17 protein-coding genes and 1 tRNA gene are annotated in these 21939 nt (G+C 43.9%); 14 read left to right on the forward strand and 4 right to left on the reverse strand.

The features are described from left to right. The first annotated feature begins 68 nt into the window (after positions 1-68). The gene (locus tag FTU87_RS00445) at positions 69-1049 is read left to right on the forward strand and encodes a bile acid:sodium symporter family protein (RefSeq protein WP_180096470.1); all 981 of its coding nucleotides are present in this window, start codon (positions 69-71) and stop codon (positions 1047-1049) included. A 195-nt stretch (positions 1050-1244) separates the two neighbouring features. Further along, the gene (gene rpmE / locus FTU87_RS00450; protein WP_005096496.1) at positions 1245-1469 is read left to right on the forward strand and encodes a 50S ribosomal protein L31; all 225 of its coding nucleotides are present in this window, start codon (positions 1245-1247) and stop codon (positions 1467-1469) included. 84 nt (positions 1470-1553) lie between these two features. Here rpmE and FTU87_RS00455 read toward each other — a convergent pair whose 3' ends face one another. From FTU87_RS00455 to epmB, 3 genes are read right to left on the reverse strand one after another with little or no spacing between them, the layout of a single operon-like run. After that, entirely contained in the window at positions 1554-3719 is a 2166-nt protein-coding gene (locus FTU87_RS00455) for an EAL domain-containing protein (RefSeq protein WP_180096471.1), read from the reverse strand. Beyond that, a complete protein-coding gene (locus FTU87_RS00460; protein WP_180000251.1) occupies positions 3701-5446 on the reverse strand; it encodes a GTPase in 1746 nt (581 codons plus the stop codon). The genes FTU87_RS00455 and FTU87_RS00460 overlap by 19 nt, the downstream gene beginning before the upstream one ends. 9 nt (positions 5447-5455) lie before the next feature. Then, positions 5456-6478, reverse strand: coding sequence for an EF-P beta-lysylation protein EpmB (gene epmB, locus FTU87_RS00465; RefSeq protein WP_005171645.1), 1023 nt, complete (start codon positions 6476-6478; stop codon positions 5456-5458). Between the two features lie 381 nt (positions 6479-6859). Between epmB and efp the strand changes: the two genes are divergently transcribed. The 8 genes from efp (at position 6860) to FTU87_RS00505 (ending at position 15821) form a co-directional block, all read left to right on the forward strand. Next, the gene (gene efp / locus FTU87_RS00470) at positions 6860-7429 is read left to right on the forward strand and encodes an elongation factor P (protein ID WP_005096501.1); all 570 of its coding nucleotides are present in this window, start codon (positions 6860-6862) and stop codon (positions 7427-7429) included. 171 nt (positions 7430-7600) lie between these two features. Next, a complete protein-coding gene (locus FTU87_RS00475; RefSeq protein ID WP_180096472.1) occupies positions 7601-9700 on the forward strand; it encodes a carbon starvation CstA family protein in 2100 nt (699 codons plus the stop codon). A gap of 7 nt (positions 9701-9707) precedes the next feature. After that, positions 9708-10013, forward strand: coding sequence for a YbdD/YjiX family protein (locus tag FTU87_RS00480; RefSeq protein WP_180096655.1), 306 nt, complete (start codon positions 9708-9710; stop codon positions 10011-10013). 431 nt (positions 10014-10444) lie between these two features. After that, a complete protein-coding gene (locus tag FTU87_RS00485) occupies positions 10445-11407 on the forward strand; it encodes an AAA family ATPase (protein ID WP_180096473.1) in 963 nt (320 codons plus the stop codon). A 12-nt stretch (positions 11408-11419) separates the two neighbouring features. Continuing rightward, positions 11420-12325 carry a DUF58 domain-containing protein gene (locus tag FTU87_RS00490; protein WP_005171639.1) on the forward strand — a complete coding sequence of 302 codons (906 nt, stop codon included), beginning with the start codon at positions 11420-11422 and terminating at the stop codon, positions 12323-12325. Positions 12326-12338: 13 nt separating this feature from the next. Beyond that, on the forward strand, positions 12339-14330 hold the full coding sequence (locus FTU87_RS00495; RefSeq protein ID WP_180096474.1) for a DUF3488 and transglutaminase-like domain-containing protein: 1992 nt from the start codon (positions 12339-12341) through the stop codon (positions 14328-14330). A 47-nt stretch (positions 14331-14377) separates the two neighbouring features. Further along, positions 14378-14454, forward strand: a tRNA-Val gene (locus FTU87_RS00500). 329 nt (positions 14455-14783) lie between these two features. Next, positions 14784-15821, forward strand: coding sequence for a metallophosphoesterase (locus tag FTU87_RS00505; RefSeq protein ID WP_180096475.1), 1038 nt, complete (start codon positions 14784-14786; stop codon positions 15819-15821). Positions 15822-15909: 88 nt separating this feature from the next. Here the strand turns inward: FTU87_RS00505 and FTU87_RS00510 are convergent, their stop codons facing one another. Further along, positions 15910-16332 carry an OsmC family protein gene (locus tag FTU87_RS00510; RefSeq protein WP_005171632.1) on the reverse strand — a complete coding sequence of 141 codons (423 nt, stop codon included), beginning with the start codon at positions 16330-16332 and terminating at the stop codon, positions 15910-15912. A 147-nt stretch (positions 16333-16479) separates the two neighbouring features. Here FTU87_RS00510 and crp point away from each other — a divergent pair, with 147 nt between their 5' ends. From crp to clpB, 4 genes are all read left to right on the forward strand, one after another. Beyond that, positions 16480-17187, forward strand: a complete 708-nt coding sequence (gene crp, locus FTU87_RS00515; protein ID WP_005171629.1) for a cAMP-activated global transcriptional regulator CRP — start codon at positions 16480-16482, stop codon at positions 17185-17187. A gap of 190 nt (positions 17188-17377) precedes the next feature. Beyond that, positions 17378-18427: an NADP(H)-dependent aldo-keto reductase gene (locus FTU87_RS00520; protein WP_180096476.1), complete on the forward strand. Its 1050-nt coding sequence runs from the start codon at positions 17378-17380 to the stop codon at positions 18425-18427. Positions 18428-18570: 143 nt separating this feature from the next. Then, complete coding sequence (locus tag FTU87_RS00525; RefSeq protein ID WP_180096477.1) at positions 18571-18936, forward strand: MbcA/ParS/Xre antitoxin family protein; 366 nt, start codon at positions 18571-18573, stop codon at positions 18934-18936. 251 nt (positions 18937-19187) lie between these two features. Further along, positions 19188-21767, forward strand: a complete 2580-nt coding sequence (gene clpB, locus FTU87_RS00530; protein ID WP_005096526.1) for an ATP-dependent chaperone ClpB — start codon at positions 19188-19190, stop codon at positions 21765-21767. The last annotated feature ends 172 nt before the right edge of the window (positions 21768-21939 follow it).

The following is a 21939-nucleotide window of genomic DNA, read 5'->3' on the forward strand; positions in this document are numbered from 1 at the left end:
CCCGGCATCTGTTAAGATAGCCGGGCATTTTTTTATCGAACAATAAAACTTTAAGGGAAGAACAGCAGATGCTTAAATTGTTGGCATTGGACCGCTTTACGATATTGCTATTTGTCATGGTGCTGTTGGCCAGTGTAGTGCCTGTCTCCGGACAGGCCGCTGAAGTTTTTGGCTGGATCACGACAGGTGCGATTGCCATTCTATTTTTCCTGCACGGTGCCAAGCTGTCCCGCGAAGCGGTGATGGAGGGGATCATGCACTGGAAATTACATACTTTGGTCTTTGCACTGACTTTTGCCTTGTTTCCTATTCTAGGTTTGCTGGCCAAGCCGATTTTATTGCCAATGCTCGGGCAGGAGCTGTACTGGGGCTTCCTGTTTATGTGCTTCCTGCCATCCACCGTTCAGTCTTCGATTGCTTTTACTTCCGTCGCACATGGGAATGTGGCCGGTGCTGTCTGTAGTGCATCTTTTTCCAATATTATCGGCATGTTTATCACCCCGGTATTGGTCACATTTTTCATTTTAGGTCAATCTGAGCACGGGTTTGACCCAACCGCTTCGATTATCCAGATTACGCTGTTGTTATTGGTACCTTTTATCTTGGGGCAAATTTTACGTCCCTGGATTTATCCAAAAATGATGAAAATGCCAAAAATCGTCAAGGTCTTCGATCAAGGCTCAATTTTACTGGTGGTCTATGGTGCTTTTAGTAGCGCCGTAGTAGCGGGACTTTGGAATGAAGTCAGTCTCAGTACATTATTGCTGTTATTGCTAGCCTGTTCGGTGCTTTTGACCCTGGTGATGCTGTTGTCGCTGTATATCCCACGCTGGCTGGGTTTTAGTCGCGCTGACCAGAAAACGGTATTTTTCTGCGGTTCTAAAAAAACCCTGGCCAGTGGCGTGCCGATGGCACAAATTCTATTTATTGGCCAGCCACTGGGCATGATTGTCTTGCCGATCATGATTTTTCATCAGATTCAATTGATGGTTTGCGGGATTATTGCCAATGTGTGGGCCAAAGAGGCTGAGTTAGAAGCAGAAGAATAATTCGCATATTAAATTCATTTCACGTATAATAATGCCCACTTGTTGTGCTTAGCTCTGACGGTATCCGTCTCGGTGGGCCAAAAGAATGGTCTGTTGTGGTGTTGATCTGCATGAACTTTGTTCCTGCTTCCTCATTTGAGAGTGATCAATAGCGATGACAGCTAAACCTTCTTGAATCTAATGGAGTAATCGACCATGCGCGCCGATATTCACCCAAAATATGAAACTTTAGTTGCGACTTGTTCATGTGGTAACGTAATCGAAACTCGTTCAGCTGCTGGTAAAGAAACACTTTACCTAGACGTATGTTCAGCTTGCCACCCATTCTACACTGGTAAGCAAAAGAACGTTGACACTGGCGGTCGTATCGACAAGTTCAAACAACGTTTTGCTGGTATGTCACGTTCTGTTAAACGTTAATACCCAAAATGAAAAAACGGGCCTCAAGCCCGTTTTTTTGTGCCTGCCATTTGGAAAATAACCGCATGGCAGGCATATAACTATTTAATGCTCTTGTACATCAATCAGGTGATCGAGTTTTTTCTGGAAATAATCCCCTTGAATAAAGCGGGCATCAACATTCCAGGCATTGGCGAACAGGGTCATATCATTTAATTCGCGGACCAGAATATTCAGCGGTTTGATATCATTATAGCTGGTGATTTTTTCCTGCAGCTGCTCGACTCCAGTCTCGTTATTCAGCATCTGGGTCAAGCTGGAATGCAAGCTGACACCATCTATTTCCAGCTCACGCAGCAAATTCGGACCATACATCGATTGACCAAAATCACGCAGCGCAATCAGCGCGCCATGTTCATGCAGAACACGTAGATATTTCTGCGCATCCTGTTGATTCAGCAGAATATCTTCTTCAGAGAATTGCAGGATCAGCGGATGTCGGACTTTGCTGCGAATAATCGTAATCAGCTTGGAAATAAATTCCGGGAAGCTACGGTCTTTAAAGAGTACCGCACGGTTCAAATTCACGATTAAGGTCGCATCCGGATACTGGGTAATAAAGTTGTGCAACTGTTTACTGGCTTCAACCAGAATCCAGCGATCCAGTTTAATCGACAGCTCATCATCTTCATGCAGTTCAAGGAGTGTAGAAATATCCTGCCATTTATTCTCATAAATGAAGCCGCTGGTCACTTCATAAGTATAAAGGCGGGTATCTTCTTTATCATACAACTGCTGATATTTTAAATGGATTTCACCACGATCCAGACATTCACTCAAAGCTTTCAGGATATGAGGTGTCGCCGCAGGAATAGAGCTGACTGCTGGACTGATCGCCGCAACTGTTGGGCTTTCGATTGGTGTTTCAGCCACACTAAAATCGATCTGCGGCATTTCTAGAGATGGCTGGTTGCTCAGTGAAGCAGGAATATCTAGTACAAATTCAGGTGCTACTTCTGCTTGAGGTAAAGACGTAGAGAAGGCTCGTGCAATCAGTTCATTGCAGTGCGCTTCATCATTTAAACCCTGTTCCAGAACCACATAACCCATGCGTAAATTGAGCGGGAACGAATTTTGTCCCACTGTCACTAATTGTGGCTTGCTGAGTGCATTTAATCCGATCAGTTTGGATTCAAGAATTGCTTTGGAATCTGCCTGGAACAGACCGACAACGACATCATATTCCAGCTTGAATAATGGAACATGGGTTTGTTCTTTGAGGAATTCTTTAACAGCTTTGAAATATCCACTAAACGTCGTCCACTCAGACTGTAGAACTTCTGGTTCATAGGAACTTAAAGAGAAAGTTACTATGGCATTTACAGGTGCGGACTGTTTGGTTATTTCACGTTTAAGGAGCTGGAAAGTACTCGGTTTTCCGGCCGGCTTCTCGGTATTGCCTGCTTGAGCCTGAGTATCAATAGTAATTTGTAGTGCATCTTCTTCAGCGCTGGATGGCAAGAATTCCAGTTTTAATGGGTTAGATGCGGCGACACGCGGATTAAGAGAGTGGATTTCAACCCGGCCTAAATCGACCTGGCCTTGAGAAATCTTTTTGAAACGTGTTTTAAAGTCGTTTAGATCAGAAGGTTGTAATAGATCTAGCAGCGGCAGGCCAATAATCTCGTCTTCACTTTGTAAGCCAAACAGTTTCAGATAGTCTGCATTGGCCTGAATATGAATCCCTTCTTGAATGGTTGCGATGGCACGGTTACTATCTTCGACTAAGGATTGTGTCTGACTTTGTGCTGCTTCCAGTTCATTGAGCAAATGTTGCTGGGTCTGCGATACACGGCTAAATGACAATGCCCGAACCAGTCCCACATAAAAGCGTTCCAGGTAGTCAAAATTGAGAATGTCATAAATTCCTTTATGAATATACTGGGCATAGTGTTCAGCCTGATAGTCATCCGGTTTAAGCAAAATCATCGGCAGATGAGACTGCTGGGAAAGACGCACCAGACTTAAGGCCTGTTCATATTTCAGATCATAAGCACGGCCAAAGATAATCAGATCCCAGTTAAAATTTAACTGTTTTTCAAAAGATTGCAAATCATCAAGCAGGACAGCATCGACCTGATAGTCATTGCTGGTCAGAAGATCACGGATTTGGTTATATCTAATTTGATTATCATCAATAATCAGTAAACGTGTTTCGGTACGTTTTAACTTTTTAGACAATAATGGATTTCTCACTTCAATGCTTCCCATAAATCATGATTTCTGCTTTCATTCATGTGCTGACCGATAAAGTTTTCTATCATTTCTTCTTCTTGATCATTCAATAATTCATAATCAAAACGGATAAAACTCTGCGTAATCAGTTGTGCTTTGGTCAGATAGATTTTTAATTCTTTCTGACCGAGGCGTAAATGAATGGTTTGTTTTTCCCTAAACATCTGTGAACCAGAGACAATCACACTGGTCGTGACCTGATCCAGTTGCGTCATTTTTACCAGCAGTGCAGGCTGATAATTGACATGATGGCGTTCGGTACGGCTATAAGCCGCGCAAGGGAATAATTCCTGAGCCAGAACTTCCAGACCAATTTCCAGACTCTTGTCGGTCGATTGCTTGATCCAGCGAATCACACCACCACGCCACTGACGCTGTGATTTTTCCTGAACCAGAATAAATTCACCGGTTTTCAGATTGGCAGGGGTAATACCAGTCCATTTAATCCGGTAACCATTGACACTAATATCCAGAACTTCAGCACTATGAATCTGTTTGGTTTCGCGATCGAGGGCCTTGATGCTGCTAAAACCACTTGGAATGGCATTTTCCATTGAGCTGACAAAACTGCTTTCACTCTGGAAATTATAATTGGCCTCAAGTTCCAGGGTCTCGTTAAAGTTTTTACCTTTGGATAGATAAAAATGTGCCACCGTCAAGCCAAAGCAGATATTGATCTGGGCTGAATATTCATAACGTTCGTGACGGCGTTCGATATTATTCGAGAGCAGATTATAGATATGAAAATGTAGTGCAGGGGTCAGGAACAGTTTTTCATTACGCGACAGATACTGGGCATTTTTGCTTTGAGTATGGGTCAAATGTTCCATCAGATTCTGGGTGGAAATATAGAAGCTTGGCTGAAAATTTTCACCCTGATGCGAATTAAAGATCGGGGGGTGATCTTTGCTGGCATCCACCACATAGCGGGACAGTGTGGTTTCTTTCGGTAGAATCTGCACCAGTTTGGCCCAGTCAAAACTGCATAGGTACAGCCCCTGAATTTCTGCAGGGCGAATCTGATGGGTATTAAAAATATCCAGTAAAATCAGTTGAGCATAAGCATGTGCAATATTCTGGATCTCGTGCTGGGTGCCTAAAACCTGATTGATATTGCTTTGGTAGAAATTATTTTCGATTGCACATTCAAGCAGTTGATGTGCAGCCAACCATTGCCCCATATCCGGTGTGCTGTATAACATATGCTGTTGATATAACAGCAGGCTGAGCTGTTGCAAAGCATAATAAATCGACACCATACGCGCGGTTTGAATGCTTTTCTTTTTACCCAGAGAAAACAGGGAAAATTTTTGATGGGTCAGTTGATGATTACAGCGTTTGACGATATCAATATAAATTTTGGCAAAATGGCTACGCAGCAGCATGGCCAGTTCAATGATTTGATCGTTACGATCCGAAGTAATCAGCCCCTGATTGACAAAATGCTTTTCCAGACTGGTCAGAACATTTTCAAGGGTCGGATGCAAGACCTGAATCAGGTCAAAGCGCAGGGTTTCTGTGCATTTCAGCTCAGAAATTTCTAATAAGGCATTAAACAGGGATTTGGATGAATTTCCCAGTTGCAAAATTGAAATACCGGAAACCCACTCTTGCAAAGCTTTGGCAGTCGTCGGGCAAAAGCTCAGCTGATCCCGTGTGAGTTCCGTCGGTGTCTGAAAAATGTCGGACGTATGCTTGCTCATCTTTATTATTTAACTCAAAAATGTTGAAACCCCAAAAAGCGGTGTCTTATTGTTCTCGCCCGCTATTTCTCGAACCAGTTTAGGAACCAAATACCCCGGAAGGTTCGCTAAAACTTCAGTATAAATCTCATAAATGTCATCAGGTGGTAAATCAAAATGATGTGCACCTTTTACTTTATCAAGTACATGTAAATAATACGGCATCACCCCGGCATCAAACAAGCGATAGCTTAAATCTGTCAAAACCTGAGCAGAATCATTCACACCTTTTAATAAAACTGCCTGATTCAGCACAGTAATCTGTTGTTGAACCAACTGGTTCAAACGCTTGCAGGTGAAGTCATCCAGCTCCGATGCATGGTTGGAGTGTACCACCAGAATAATACGTAGCCTACTGTTTTTTAACATGCTAAGTAGCTCTTCGTCCACCCGGTTAGGGATCACAATGGGAACTCGTGAATGTATTCTTAAAAATTTGAGCTGTGGTAGAGATTCTAGCCGCTCGATCCAGAGTTGCAATTTCCGGTTGGATAAGGTCAGTGGATCACCACCGCTCAGAATCACTTCATTAATATCAGGCTGGCTTTCCAGATATTGCTTGATATTGATCCAGTCTTCATTTTTAGGCAGGTTGTCCTGATAAGGAAAATGCCGGCGGAAACAGTAACGACAATGCACGGCACAGGCACCGGTCAGCGTCAGCAAGAAACGCGATTTATATTTATGTAATACGCCGGGCTGCTGATTGGCCTGCTCTTCGCCCAAGGGATCGGTAACAAATCCCGGATGATCTTCCAGCTCCAGATGATGCGGCAGGACTTGTAACAGTAGCGGGTCTAAAGGATTGCCTGACTGTATTTTGCCGACAAAAGCACGTGGCACGCGTAATTTGAACTGTTCACTGGCCAAAATGGCACCTGAGAGCAGCTGCGCTGGGGCGAGTTGTAGCAGTTCAAGCAGTTCGTGCGGATCGGTAATCAGGTCGCTAAGCTGTGATTGCCAGTTTTGTTCTTGATATAAATAATTCGTCATGCTGGAAGATTAACAGTAGAAGTGGGAGGGCAAGGCCAGAGGGTTGCAGTTTAACAGTTTGTCGAGAACCAGAATAATCTGCTGTGCGATAAAATTTGTCGTCATGACTATATGTCAAAAATGATGACAGCCGGATGGCATTTTAGCGTCCAGCAAGACATGAATAAACAAAGGATTTTCATGCCTGATGGTAACTTAGGCAGTGTGAAGGGCTGAAAGCGGAATTTTTCATTGCGGCGAGCGCCATTGCTCATTTAGAATACGTAACATTAAATGAATGTGCATGTGGCAACTTAATGTTCGTGTCAGACTTGCTAAATGACATTGCAACAGCCCTTAGCATCGATAGATTAAAGTTAGTAAGTTTGGAGTGCGCCAGTCATGGCCTATTATTCTACGAATGATTTCAAGTCAGGCCTTAAGGTTATGCTTGATGGCAACCCATGTTCAATCATGGAAAACGAATACGTAAAACCAGGTAAAGGCCAAGCTTTTAACCGCGTAAAATTACGTAACCTTAAATCAGGTAAAGTTCTGGAAAAAACTTTCAAATCAGGCGAGAACCTAGAAGCGGCTGATATCGTTGAAGTAGAAATGGAATACTTGTACAACGATGGCGAAATGTGGAACTTCATGGATCCTGTTACCTTTGAACAGATCGCAGCTGATAAAACAGCGATGAGCGAGGCTGCAAAATGGTTAAAAGACGATTCAAATGAAAAATGTACCATCATGTTGTTCAATGGCGTGCCTTTAAACGTGACTCCACCGAACTTCGTAGTACTTAAAATCGTTGAAACTGATCCAGGTGTTCGTGGTGATACTTCTGGCGGTGGCGGTAAGCCGGCGAAACTTGAAACAGGTGCTGTGGTACGTGTTCCATTATTCGTACAGCAAGAAGAAAGCGTTCGTGTAGACACCCGTACTGGTGATTATTTAGAACGTGCATAATGGTTTGAAAATAGACTATTATCGAGAGGGATGATTTAAATCATCCCTTTTTTTATGCCAAAGTCTTAGAGGAAAAGCAAAAGAACAGGCGTAAAGTCGCAAGGGAAAACAGCAGTACCTCGAACAACAACAATCACGCTGATTTGTATGCATCACAATATGAGGGATTGAATGGAAACTTTACAAAAGAAGTCGACGCTGACTTCGAAATTGATTTGGCTTTTGGTAGCCATTGTGGGTGCAGTCTCTTTTGGAGTGCTGGCACTGAGTCGGGGTGAGCATGTCAATGCAGTCTGGCTGGTACTTGCCGCCGCCTGTGTCTATAGCATTGCTTACCGTTTCTACAGTTTGTTTATCGCCACCAAAGTATTTGAGCTGAATGAACGCCGTTTAACGCCTGCGCATCGTCTGGCCGATGGTCTGGACTATGTGCCGACCAATAAAAGCGTTCTGTTTGGCCATCACTTTGCAGCAATTGCCGGTGCAGGTCCTTTAGTCGGTCCGATCCTGGCAGCGCAGATGGGTTATCTGCCGGGCACGATCTGGCTACTGGTCGGCGTGGTACTGGCAGGTGCAGTCCAAGATTTTCTGGTACTGTTTATTTCCACCCGTCGTGACGGTCGATCACTCGGTGAGATGGCCAAGCAGGAACTGGGGACTTTTGCCGGTATTATCGTGATGCTTGGTGCCTTAGGCGTGATGATCATCATTCTGGCGGTATTGGCATTGGTGGTGGTTAAAGCCCTGACCAACAGCCCATGGGGTGTATTCAGTATTGCAGCCACCATTCCGATTGCGATTTTTATGGGCATCTATATGCGTTTTATTCGTCCGGGTAAAATTGCTGAAGTCTCGATTATCGGTTTTGTGTTGATGATGCTGGGCATTATCTATGGTGAAAACATCGCACAACATCCATATTGGGGTCCGTTCTTTACGCTTTCTGGCACTGAACTCACCTGGGCGCTGATCATTTATGGTTTCATTGCGTCGGTACTGCCAGTCTGGCTATTGCTTGCCCCACGTGATTATCTGTCAACCTTCCTGAAAATTGGCGTGATTGCAGGTTTAGCCGTGGGTATCCTGTTTGCCATGCCTGAAATGAAACTGCCAGCGATTACTAAATTCGTGGATGGTACTGGCCCTGTATTCGCAGGTTCGATGTTCCCATTCCTGTTTATTACCATTGCCTGTGGTGCGATTTCCGGTTTCCATGCCTTGGTATCTTCGGGAACGACACCGAAACTGGTCAATAACGAACGCGATATCCGTGTGATCGGTTATGGCGGTATGTTGATGGAATCTTTTGTGGCGATCATGGCTTTGATCTGTGCCGCAGTTCTGGATCCGGGAATTTACTTTGCCATTAACTCACCAGCCGCATTACTCGGTACTACAGCCGAAAGTGCAGCAGAAGCAGTGCGAACCCTTGGTTTTGTGGTAACGCCTGAAGCCTTGACTCTACTGGCACAGGAAGTGGGTGAAAACTCGATTCTGTCACGTACTGGTGGTGCGCCAACTTTTGCAATTGGTATGGCACATATCATTACGGAAATTTTCAATAGCCGTGAAATGATGGCGTTCTGGTATCACTTTGCGATTCTGTTTGAAGCATTATTCATTCTGACTGCTGTTGATGCAGGTACGCGTGCCTGTCGTTTCATGGTGCAGGATACTGTGGGTATTGTGATTCCTGCGGTAAAACAATCACATAATTTCTTCGGAAACCTGTTGGGTACTGCGGTTGCAGTGGCAGGCTGGGGCTTCTTCGTCTATCAGGGCGTTGTCGATCCACTCGGTGGGATTAACAGCTTATGGCCGCTGTTTGGTATCGGTAACCAGATTTTGGCTGCGATGGCGCTCATTCTTGGTACCGTCATTCTGTTCAAGATGAAAAAACAGAAATATGTCTGGGTCACGATTATCCCGACAGTGTTCCTGTTCATCACTTCCATGACAGCAGGCTGGCAGAAGATTTTCCACGAAAATCCAAAGATTGGTTTCCTTGCACAAGCTGATCGTTTCAATACGGCGATTGCCAATAATGAAATCTTGGCGCCAGCGAAAACCGTGGCAGAAATGCAAACTGTGGCGATGTCAAACCAGATCAATGCTGCACTCTGTGCTTTCTTTATGATTGTGGCCTTTGTCATGTTGTTTGCCGCGATTCGGGTGATCCGTCGTGCCTTGGCCAATCCTGAGCCATCTGTGCATGAAGCAGAAGCGATTTATCGCGATCCTGAAGAGATTCAGCCAGCGAAAGGTCATTAAGGGGAATATTATGAATCTGAAATTTGCCAAAAGCGGAAAAACCATGATTTATAAAATCATCAAAATGACCGTGATGTCACAAAAGGATTTGATTCTGAATCCGAAAAACTGGTCACGTATTGCGACCTTGTGGCAACGCTTGCAGCAAAGTTTCCGCCTGATGGTTGGGGTGCCAGATTACCAGACCTATGTGGAGCATATGCGCAAGCATCATCCAGACCTGGAAGCGATGGACCCGAAAACATTTTATCGTCACTGTGTGGATTCGCGTTATCCATCGGCAGGCGGCGGGATGAAAAAGTGTCCGTGTTAATCATTGAGTAAAACAAGCGCCTTTCGGGGCGCTTTTTTATGCCTAAATATCGGTCTTAAAAATGGCCGAGCGAATGACCTCTCATTTCATTCACTCAGTTGTTTCAGAATATTCTTGATTCAAATCCAGGATAAAAATAAATCTGCATACCTTTTAAGTATGGTGTTTTAACTATCATAAATAAAATGTATACGAGGTATTAATACTCGCACTCGAAGAAAAAATGATTTCTTCTTGAACCGGTTTTTTTGCCTGTTTTCTATGTTGCCATTTTCTCCGTACTTGATAAAACCCACCTATTTTTATTTGAATTTTTGCCATTTTGTCGCGGGTATTCTCATTCAGTTACACAGATAGAGAATTGATCTTTTGGGGAAATTAAAATTTCAGTGTATGTTAATCCTAGACCGTGTTTTATTAGGAAAATTAGTGTGATCTGGGGCATGAAAGAAAAGGAAAATAACGATACTGCACATCTCAATACTGTGCTTGAACAAAAGATTGCAAGTTATGCGCCCAAGATCCAGCATTTTTTTGAAGAGGTCAATGCCATCGTACTGGACAAGCAGGCCCAGACTAAGTTGGCGCTGTGCTGTCTGATTGCAGGTGGTCATGTTCTATTTGAGGATTTACCGGGTCTGGGGAAAACCACATTGGCGAGTAGTCTGGCACATCTGGCAGGGTTGAAGTTCCAGCGGATTCAATTTACCAACGATATGCTGGCCAGCGATGTCATCGGTATTAATATGTTTAACCAGAAAGAACATCAGTTCGAGTTTAAACAAGGCCCGATTTTCACCCAGATTTTACTGGCAGATGAAATTAACCGTTGTAGCCCCAAAACCCAGAGTGCCTTACTTGAAGCCATGGAAGAGGGTTATGCCACCATTGATGGCGTACGCTATGCCTTGCCAAAACCATTCTGGGTGATTGCCACACAGAACCCACTGTTTCAAAGCGGCACTTATGCCTTGCCGGAATCGCAGCTGGATCGTTTTCTGATGCGTTTGTCTTTGGGTTATCCATCGCGTCATGCCGAGAAGCTGTTATTACAGCAGGAATCCCGTTTTGCCCTGATTGCCAGTCTGGCGCATATTTTTACTGAAGATGAAATTCTGGATCTGCAAAGTCTGGCGCATCAGGTCTTTATGAGTGAAGCGATTCAGGAATATCTGCTGGATCTGGCGGAAGAAACCCGCAAGAACCGTCATGGCCTGTCCACCCGTGGTTTATTGGCACTCAAGCGTGCAGCACAAGCGCATGCGCTGATTCAGCAACGTGCCTTTGTCACAGCGGATGACGTACAGGCCGTATTTGTGGCGGTGACTTCACATCGTCTGGGTTTGAGTGAAGCTGAAACTTTGAATGTCATGCAACAGGTTGCGGTCAGCTAAAGGAGTCCTCTCTTGGATAAAACCTGGCAAGAATGGCTGGCCAAACGCTTTCAATTTTCACAGCAGAAACAGCTCTCGCAGAAAGACGTCTTGGTATTTATTTATCAGCAGGGCTATCTGTATCTGGTGTTGATCTTGATCACCTTTGTGGCAGGGGTGAATTATGCCAACAATCTGATTTTAGGTTTCTGCTTTTTAATCAGTGCTGTGCTGTGTATCAGTTTTTATCTGACGTTTAAGCAGCTGCATGGCTTGAAGATTGAATTAATCGCGGATGAAGTGGGGCAGGTCGGACACAGTCTGAATCTGCAAATGTATTTTCAGCAGCAGCAAGTTCGACCACATTATTTGTATATTAAAGCTGGAAATCAGCTACACAAAGTTTATCTGAATGCACAGAAGCAGCAGTTTATCCTGCCATTTTATGCAGAGCAACGCGGTAAATTTGATTATCCCGTCATTCAAATATATTCGGTTTATCCTTTTGGATTGGTTCGGGCCTGGACTTATCTTTATCATCAGCATACTGCCTGGGTTGCGCCCAAAGCAGAAGTTTTTAGCGCAGAAAATAGATACCATCTGAACCGCTTTGAACCAGATATGGATGAATTTCGCGAACTGCGAAATTACCAGACTGGCGATTCCTTGCAGTCGGTATCCTGGAAGCAGTTTGCCCGAGGACAGGGCTTATATGTCAAGGTTTTTGAGCAGTATCAGGATGAACACAGTATCGAGATTCATTATGAACATATGCCGACGCAATCACATGAAGAAAAACTTGAATTTATGATGGGACTGATCGAGCAATGCGAGCAACAACAATGTGCTTATGCACTGCATTTGCCCCAAGCCGAATTGCCACAGGGTGCAGGTGAAGCGCAACTGCGTAAAGCCAAACAGTTATTGGCACAGGCCTAAGGCAGATAAAGCAATGATCAATGCAAAAATCCGTACTTCGATTGTACTGACCTTGAGCCTGATTCTCATCGCCCAAATGGCATTTATTCCGGTTTTACTCAGCATTATTTTCGCCATCAGTATTCTGTGTATCTGGATTTATCTGAAACGTCAGCAGCCATTTCCTAAAATTGGCACCTTCTTGCTCACAGTTTTGGCACTGGGCAGTATTTATTTAAGTTATCAGAGCTTTATTGGTGTTGAAGCTGGAGTGGCAGTTTTATCGACATTTTTATTTGCCAAATCCCTGGAAAGTAAAAACAGGCGTGACTTAATTATTTTGTTTAATTTTGCCCTATTTGTCGCTGCCAGTTCATTTTTATACAGTCAGTCATTTGGCATGGCGATCGTGATTGTGCTGTGTTTAATCAGCTGTCTGATTGGCCTGTACCGGATTCAGACCAGCGAGTTTGAGCAGGAGCAGACCACCCAGCGTGCAGCATTACAACAGGATGCCAAGCATGTAGCGAAGTTTATCCTGTACGCCATTCCATTTTTCCTGCTGCTGTTTATTTCCTTCCCGCGTTTGCCACCACTTTGGCATATTCCCATCCCAGAAAATAAAGGCGTGACCGGTATTAGCGACAGCATGTCGCCTGGTGATATTGCTGAATTATCGCAGTCTAGTGCATTGGCTTTCCGGATTATCGGTGATGTCAGCAAACTCCCACCGCGTTCAGAGCTGTATTGGCGCGCCTTGGTACTGGATGAATATGATGGTCAACGCTGGACCAGCAGTTTCGTCAATCAGCAACCTTTAATGCGACAGCCCATGGATAGCTCGCCAGTGCCGGTTGGATGGAACTATCAATATCTGGCTGCGGATCCTTCGGTGTTCTGGATCATGGGGCTGGAAAAATCGATACCTGTAGAGCGCCGTTATTATAACCGTCAGGACTGGAGTATTGTACCGCGACGACTCACGCAACGCGTTGAACCGATTCCGCTGCAGTGGATTGGGACACAATATGATCCTCAGGCTGTAGGTCAATATCTCGCGCGAATCAATAGCCAGGTACAGCGCAGATTGGATCCTCGAGCGCAGCAGCTGGCACAACGCCTATATACGCAAAGTGCTGAAGATCCACGCCGTTATGTGCAGAACGTTCTGAACTGGTATCAGCAGAATAACTTTGTTTATACCCTGAAACCGGGCCAGTTGGGACAAAACCGGATTGATGAATTTCTATTTAATTCGCGGCAAGGGTTTTGTGAGCATTATGCATCGAGTTTCGTCATGCTGATGCGTTATGTCGGGATTCCTGCACGTGTGGTGACTGGTTATCAGGGTGGAGAACTGGCACCGGATCGTAAGAGTTGGGAGGTCCGGCAACTGGATGCTCATGCCTGGACAGAAGTCTGGTTAGATCAGAAATGGCAGCGCTTTGATCCGACCGCCATGATTGCGCCGCAACGTATAGATGGCGGAATGCAAAACCTGCTGTCTCAAGATGAAAGAGTCTGGTCAAATAATTCGACCTGGACATCGCAGAATAATCAGTGGATGACCAAGATGCGGGTCTGGAGCGATTATGCCAGCTACCAGTGGCAAAGCAAGGTAGTGGGTTATAATGCAGAATCGCAACAGAACTGGCTATCAAAATTAGGTCTCAGTTCGGCTTATTCGAGTATTGTAGTTTTGCTCGGCAGTATTGCACTACTGATTCTAGCCTATGGACTCAGAATTTATCTAAAAGCCCGACAGGCTCAATCTCCATTTGATCGTGCTATCCAACAGTTGAATCAATCTTTAGCTGACGATCTCAAAAAACAGCCTGCTGAAACTTTTCATCACTGGATGCAGCGTTTATCCCAACAGGTTAAGATTGAAAATCAGTCTATATTTATAGAAGCAATCCGGCTTTTTGAAAAGTATCTTTATTCAGGAGCAGAACTTACTGATCAAGAATTGAAAAAGTTCAAGTATTTGCTTAAAACTTGTGCTGATAGTTTGGAAATCAAATGAAAAGACTTGTCTTCAGTCAGAAAAATTTATAATATGCCATGCATTCTAGGTGTATAGCTCAGTTGGTTAGAGCGCTACGTTGACATCGTAGAGGTCTCCAGTTCGAGTCTGGATATACCTACCAAAATTCAAAAAAGTCCATTCAAAGAATGGGCTTTTTTTATGACTTAATTTTAATGTAATAAATTTGATTGTTTCATAAAGTCCAGCCCGCACTCAGAAAATACAAAAATAGCAGGACTAAGCTCTTAAAGCATATAAGGATTATGGCTGGTATTTTTTAGGTCATTTTAAAATCAAGATAAAATATATTTTATAAAAAATCTTTATTTAAACCTGACATATTTTAACTGAACTATTTAAAGTATCTAGTGTTCTGTATTCCGATCTAAAAAAAATTAAAGCATACTCCAAGGATGTTCATCTGGCTTCATTTTAACTCAGGATGCATAAGTGAAATATTCATTTATACAACAGGCTTTCACTGGCCCCGTGGATATCGTTGGGGATATTCATGGCGAGATTGCAGCACTGGAACAACTGATTCATGTATTGGGTTATGACCGGCACGGTCGTCATCCTGAACAGCGTAAACTGATTTTTGTTGGTGATCTGTGTGATCGGGGGCAGGATAGTGTCGCGGTGATCAAGCGGGTCAAACAGCTAGTAGATGAAGGCTATGCACAATGTGTCATTGGCAATCATGAATTGAACCTGTTGACCGATACTTTTCGGGAAGGCAATGGCTGGTTTTTTGGTTCACCGCATCAGGATGATCTGAAACCTTTTGATTCCATACAGGCTTCAGCCACAGACCATAAGTGGATTCTGGATTTTTTAAATCGCTTGCCGGTGGCGCTCGAGTCTGAGCAGCTGCGTGTGGTACATGCCTGCTGGCATCAGCAATCCATTGATCGATTACGTGATTCTCATTTCAATTCGCTCAGAGAAGCCTATGCTAAATTCGTTGAGCATACAGCGCTGGATTTGCAAGCCTTAGGTATTAATGAATTAATACAGAATGAACAGCAACAATACCAACACCAGTTCAAAGACCCAGCTGCAACTTTACCTTTATTGCAACACCTCGCAGAAAAAGAGCTGCGTGAGCAGATGCATAATCCAATTCGGGTCATCACTTCAGGTGCAGAACAGATCGCGGTGCAACCCATTTACGCCGGTGGCCGATGGCGCATGATCGATCGTTTGCCATGGTGGGACAGCTATACCGATCAAATTCCAGTGATTACTGGGCATTATTGGCGAAACTTTAACACTACTGAAGAAAAGGCCGGCCTATTTAAATCGATCGATGCGCTGCAATGGTATGGACAGCAACAAAATGTATTTTGTGTGGATTATTCAGTGGGTAAACGATATCTCGATCGTCAGCAGCAAGTGGCATTTCGTAACCGGCTGGGCGCTTTAAGATTTCCAGACAATATTCTGATCTTTGAAGATGGCACCCATTACCTGGTTCAAGGGACTTAATCAGATAGAGTCTTCAGAAATTTTTCCCGGCAATTTGTTGGGATAAAAAAGCAGCCATTCAGGCTGCTATTTTTAGAAGATTGCAAGTTTATTCTGCTTCGATAATTTCATAATCATGGGTAATTTCAACGCCGCCATCCGAAAGCATTTTGCTGGCAGAGCAATACTTTTCTGCAGAAAGTTCTACGGCTTTTGCCACCTGTTTCTCTTTAATGGCTTTGCCTGTCACGACAAAATGTAAGTGAATTTTCGTGAAAACTGCCGGAATTGTATCCGCACGTTCAGCCTTTAACTCACAACGTACATCGCTAATATCCTGACGGGCTTTCTTCAAAATGGTCACAATATCAAAAGATGCACAGCCACCCAGACCGGTTAAAAGCAGTTCCATTGGACGGGGACCACGGTTTTCACCACCATATTCCGCTGAACCATCCATAATGATGGTGTGACCACTTTGAGTTTTTGCTTCAAAAGCAACATTCTCTAACCAATGAACGCTTGTTTGCATTGCAACTACCTAAAAAAAGCTATAAATTTGTCAAGTAACTGTACACTAACATAAATTGGGTTGATACGGAATTTCAATCCCACTGTGTGACAAGTTCACATTAGGTCTTGTGCGATCTATACATTATCCATATTCGGAACCGTAAGCATGACTTCAAACTTTTCACAATTAAGCACAGATGCGCTTTCTCCGGGGCAATTACCAGAATCCGTGAAAGCACTGTTAAAACGTGCATATATTAATCGTTATCCAAAACGTACTACGATCATTGATGCAGGATCAGAATCTAAATCTTTGTATTTGATTTTGAAGGGGTCTGTATCCATCATTCTTCGTGAAGATGATGATCGTGAGATTGTCGTGGCATATTTAAATCCAGGTGACTTTTTTGGGGAAATGGGTTTATTTGAGGTAAATCCACAACGTACTGCAGAAGTTCGTACACGTGATGTGTGTGAAATTGCTGAAATCACCTATGAAAATTTTCATGAAATCAGCAAGCAATATCCTGATCTGAGCTATGCAGTATTTGCTCAGCTGGTACGCCGTCTGAAAAATACCACACGTAAAGTGACTGATCTGGCATTCATTGATGTTTCAGGCCGTATTGCACGTTGCCTGATCGACTTGTCTTCACAGCCGGAAGCAATGATCTTGCCAAATGGCCGTCAGATTCGTATTACCCGTCAGGAGATTGGCCGTATTGTCGGTTGTTCCCGCGAAATGGTCGGCCGTGTACTGAAGACACTTGAAGAACAGGGCATGATTGAAACCGATGGTAAAGCCATTCTGATTTTCGATGTTTCTCTGGAGGAGCCAGAAACGGTCAGTGCCGGTGAGCTCGAAGACGAATAAGTCAAAAATAAAAAAAGCAAATCTTCTGATTTGCTTTTTTTATCTCTACTTTAAAAGCACAAATCCATTCGAACATAACAATTTGGCACAAGCTTTTTAGAAAAGATAATTTAAGTTCCCTTATCATTCCCATAGGCTATAGCGCATGTGATCGCAATAAACGACCGATAAATTTTAAGGATATTTTTTTATGCAGTTCAGACCATTGGCAGATACAGGCATTCTTTTGCCGGAAATTTGTTTGGGCACCATGACATTTGGTGAGCAAAACACACAGGAAGAGGCTTTTCAGCAACTGGATTATGCTTTGGATCAGGGAATGTATTTCTGGGATACTGCGGAAATGTATCCGGTTCCGCCGAAACCTGAAACCCAGGGTGCAACCGAGCGTATGATTGGTAACTGGATTGCCTCTCGCGGTGGCCGTGACCAACTTTTTCTGGCCTCAAAAATTGCCGGTCCTTCACAAGGCGGCAGTCATATCCGGGATGGCAGAACCCGTTTCGTTGCAGATGAAATTGCATCAGCGATTGACCAGTCCTTGGCACGTCTGCAAACCGATTATATCGATTTATATCAGCTGCACTGGCCGCAACGTCCAACCAATTTCTTTGGCAAGCTGGGCTATGGTAATGCAGAAGCGGCAGAAGATCGTGCAGTAACAGATCTGGAAGAAACCTTAACCGCTTTACATCAAGAGATTCAAAAAGGCCGCATTCGTTATATCGGCCTGTCCAATGAAACCCCATGGGGCACCATGAAATTTTTACATCTGGCTGAAAAACTTGGTTTATCTAAGTTTGTCAGTGTGCAAAATCCCTATAGCTTATTGAATCGTACTTATGAAATGGGCATGTCAGAAATTGCCAAATACGAAGGTGTAGGCCTGTTGGCTTATTCACCTTTGGCATTTGGTTATCTGACCGGTAAATTCCGTCATGGTGCGCGTCCTGCCAATGCTCGGGTTACTTTATATTCGCGCTTTAGCCGCTATAGCAATCCGGAAAGTGAATGGGCGACCGAACAATATGCACAACTGGCCGAGCAGCATGGTCTGACTTTGACGCAATTGGCTTTGGCCTTTATCAAACAGCAGTTCTTTGTAACCAGTACTATTATTGGGGCCACCAATCTGGATCAGTTAAAAGAAAATATTCAGGCATTTGAAATTGATCTGTCTGAGGAAATACTGAAAGGTATTGAGGCAATTCACCGTCAGCAGCCAAATCCGGCACCATAATCATGGTGTTGTTATTTTAAAGCACCCTCCAAGCGAGGGTGTTTTAATTTTATGAGAAATTAAATTTGATGATAAACAACATGGCCGGAAAACAATAAAAGCAGCATAATCGAAATAAGACGCATCAAGATGATTTGATAAAAATGAATAGTGAAACAGGTATTTCTAAATCCCAAGTATTAGCTATAGCAGTATTCAACTTAGCTGAGCAGTTGCAACTGAAAGAATTCGAACTTGCATTGATTCTGGGTTTATCTGAGGCGGAATTATCTCTGGTTATAAATGAAAAAGAATTAGAACCAGATACTACAGCAGGCGAAAAAGCTATAGCTTTAGTAAATATCTATCAAAAGTTATTTAGCTTGCATGGTGGAGACTTGAGCTGGATGCGCCATTTTATCAATTCACCTAACAAGCTTTTGAATCATCAAACGCCAAGATCCTTGATGCAAATAGAACATGGTTTGAGTGAAGTATTGCGATTACTAGGAAGGTTGCAACCGTACTAAAAATATCTCTCTATTCTCTACTAAGCTGAAAAATAGCAGAGTAAATTAAATAAAATATGAATTGTTTATCTTCACCTTAAAAATTCTTCTAACCTCACTTGAAATATGATTTGATTACACCAATATTATTATTAAAGACTGTCTAAATGTTTATATTAAGTTTTTGAAAAATATATAAAAATGATTTGAAATTTTATCAAGTGCACCCATATATCCATCAAGTAGAAAATTTGTTGTGAGGAATAACAAGAATGCGTTTTGAAAAATTTACCAATCGCCTGCAGCAAACCCTTTCCGATGCACAATCATTGGCCATGACTAAAGACCATAGCTCGATTGATGGGATTCATATTCTGGCCACCTTGATGGATGAAGCATCCAATGTCAGCTTGCTGCAGCAGGCCGGCGCCAATCTGCGTGAATTGCAAACCAAGCTGCAAACGGCCCTAAGTAATGCAGCAACCCTGAGCAATCCCTCCGCGGATATCAATCTCAGCCCTGAAGCGGCAAAAGTATTACATTTGGCAGACAGCTTCGCGCAAAAAGCCGGAGATGAGTTTCTATCTACAGATTGGGTACTGTTGGCGCTGGCAGAAACAGGTAACACAAAAACCTTATTAAACAGTGTTGGCCTAAAGGCAGAAACCTTAGGCCAGATCATTAATCAATTTCGAGGCGATGAAAAAGTCATGAGCAATAATCATGAAGATCAGCGTGATTCACTGAATAAGTACACCATTGATTTAACTGAACGTGCGTTGGCAGGCAAGCTTGATCCTGTGATTGGCCGTGATGATGAAATCCGCCGTACCATTCAGGTCTTATCACGCCGTACCAAAAATAACCCGGTACTCATCGGTGAGCCAGGGGTCGGTAAAACTGCAATCGTCGAAGGTCTGGCGCAGCGGATTATCAATGGTGAAGTGCCTGAAGGACTCAAAGGTAAACGTGTTTTATCACTTGATCTGGGTTCTTTGCTGGCCGGTGCCAAATACCGTGGTGAGTTTGAAGAACGCTTAAAAGCCGTTCTGAAAGATATTGCCAAACATGAAGGCGAAATCATCCTGTTTATCGACGAGCTGCATACCTTGGTGGGTGCCGGTAAGGGTGATGGTGCGATGGACGCCGGTAACATGCTGAAACCGGCGCTGGCACGTGGCGAGCTGCGCTGTGTCGGTGCGACTACGCTGGATGAATATCGTCAGTATATTGAAAAAGATGCAGCGCTCGAGCGTCGTTTCCAGAAAGTCTTGGTGGATGAACCGAGTGTGGAAGACACCATTGCGATTCTGCGTGGTCTGAAAGACCGCTATGCAACGCATCACGGGGTACAGATTCTGGACTCTGCGATTATTGCTGCAGCGAAAATGTCACATCGTTATATCACCGATCGCCAGTTGCCGGATAAAGCCATCGACCTGATTGATGAAGCAGCATCACGCATTAAAATGGAACTCGATTCCAAACCAGAAGCTTTGGATAAACTGGAGCGCCGTCTGATTCAGTTAAAAATGCAGCTGGAAGCGGTGAAAAAAGATGAAGACTCAGGTGCCAAAGCTGAGATTCAATATCTGTCTGACCAGATCGCCACGGTTGAAAAAGAGTATCAGGACCTAGAAGAAATCTGGCGTGCCGACAAAGCCTTGGTTGCTGGTAATAAAGACATTCAAGTCAAACTGGATCAGGCCCGTATTGCACTGGACAAGGCGCAACGTGAAGGTGATCTGGCTGAAGCAGCACGGTATCAATATGGCGTCATTCCAGAGTTACAAAAACAGCTAGAACGTATTGAAGCAGCTGAAGAAAGTGAAGCACCGAAACTGCTGCGTGACAAAGTCACCGACAATGAAATTGCCGAGGTGGTCAGTGCGGCCACCGGTATTCCTGTGGCGAAAATGTTGCAAGGTGAACGTGACAAACTGCTGCATATGGAAGAGTTCCTGCATAACCGTGTGGTGGGGCAAGAAGAAGCCGTGGTGGCAGTATCGAATGCGGTACGCCGTTCACGTGCAGGTCTGTCAGACCCGAACCGTCCAAGTGGCTCGTTCCTGTTCCTGGGTCCAACGGGTGTGGGTAAAACAGAATTGACCAAAGCATTAGCCAACTTCTTGTTTGATAGTGACGATGCCATGATTCGTATTGATATGTCTGAATTCATGGAAAAACATTCGGTGAGCCGTTTGGTCGGTGCGCCTCCGGGCTATGTGGGTTATGAAGAAGGCGGGGTGCTGACGGAAGCGGTACGTCGTAAACCCTATAGCGTGATCTTGTTCGATGAAGTCGAAAAAGCGCATCCGGATGTGTTTAACATCTTGCTACAGGTGCTGGATGATGGTCGTTTAACTGACTCGCAAGGCCGGGTAGTGGACTTTAAAAACAGCGTGATCGTTATGACGTCGAACCTGGGTTCGCAGGATGTGCGTGAACTGGGCGTTAATGCAACACGTGATGAAGTTCGTACAGTAGTGATGAATGCGGTCTCGGAACATTTCCGTCCGGAGTTTATTAACCGTATTGATGAACTGGTGGTCTTCCATGCGCTGGAAAAAGACCAGATTCGCGGTATTGCCGATATCCAGTTGAATCGCTTGCGTCAGCGCCTGGCAGAGCGTGATATGCGTCTGTCGGTAGATGACAGTGCTTTCGATCAGTTAATTGATGCCGGTTTCGATCCGCTGTATGGTGCGCGTCCGTTAAAACGTGCGATCCAGCAACGTATTGAAAATGGCCTGGCTCAAAAAATCCTTGCAGGGGAATTCCAGCCGGGTGATACGATTCTGGTCCAGGCCGAAGCGGGTGATTTAATCTTCGAGAAAATGAAAGTTAGCTAATATTGCCTGTCCTTTTAATTTTCAGAAAACCTAGCTTCGGCTAGGTTTTTTGATGGCTGACAATTCAGGTCATATCAGTAAAAAAATTGCTTAAAAGTGACAGCTATTTTTAATATTTTGTGATGAATATTATGTTTAAGTGATTTATTTGCAAAACAATTATCTTTATTTT

Origin of the sequence: Acinetobacter sp. YH12156, assembly GCF_013418235.1 — a bacterium.
Taxonomy (GTDB): Bacteria; Pseudomonadota; Gammaproteobacteria; order Pseudomonadales; family Moraxellaceae; genus Acinetobacter; species Acinetobacter pseudolwoffii.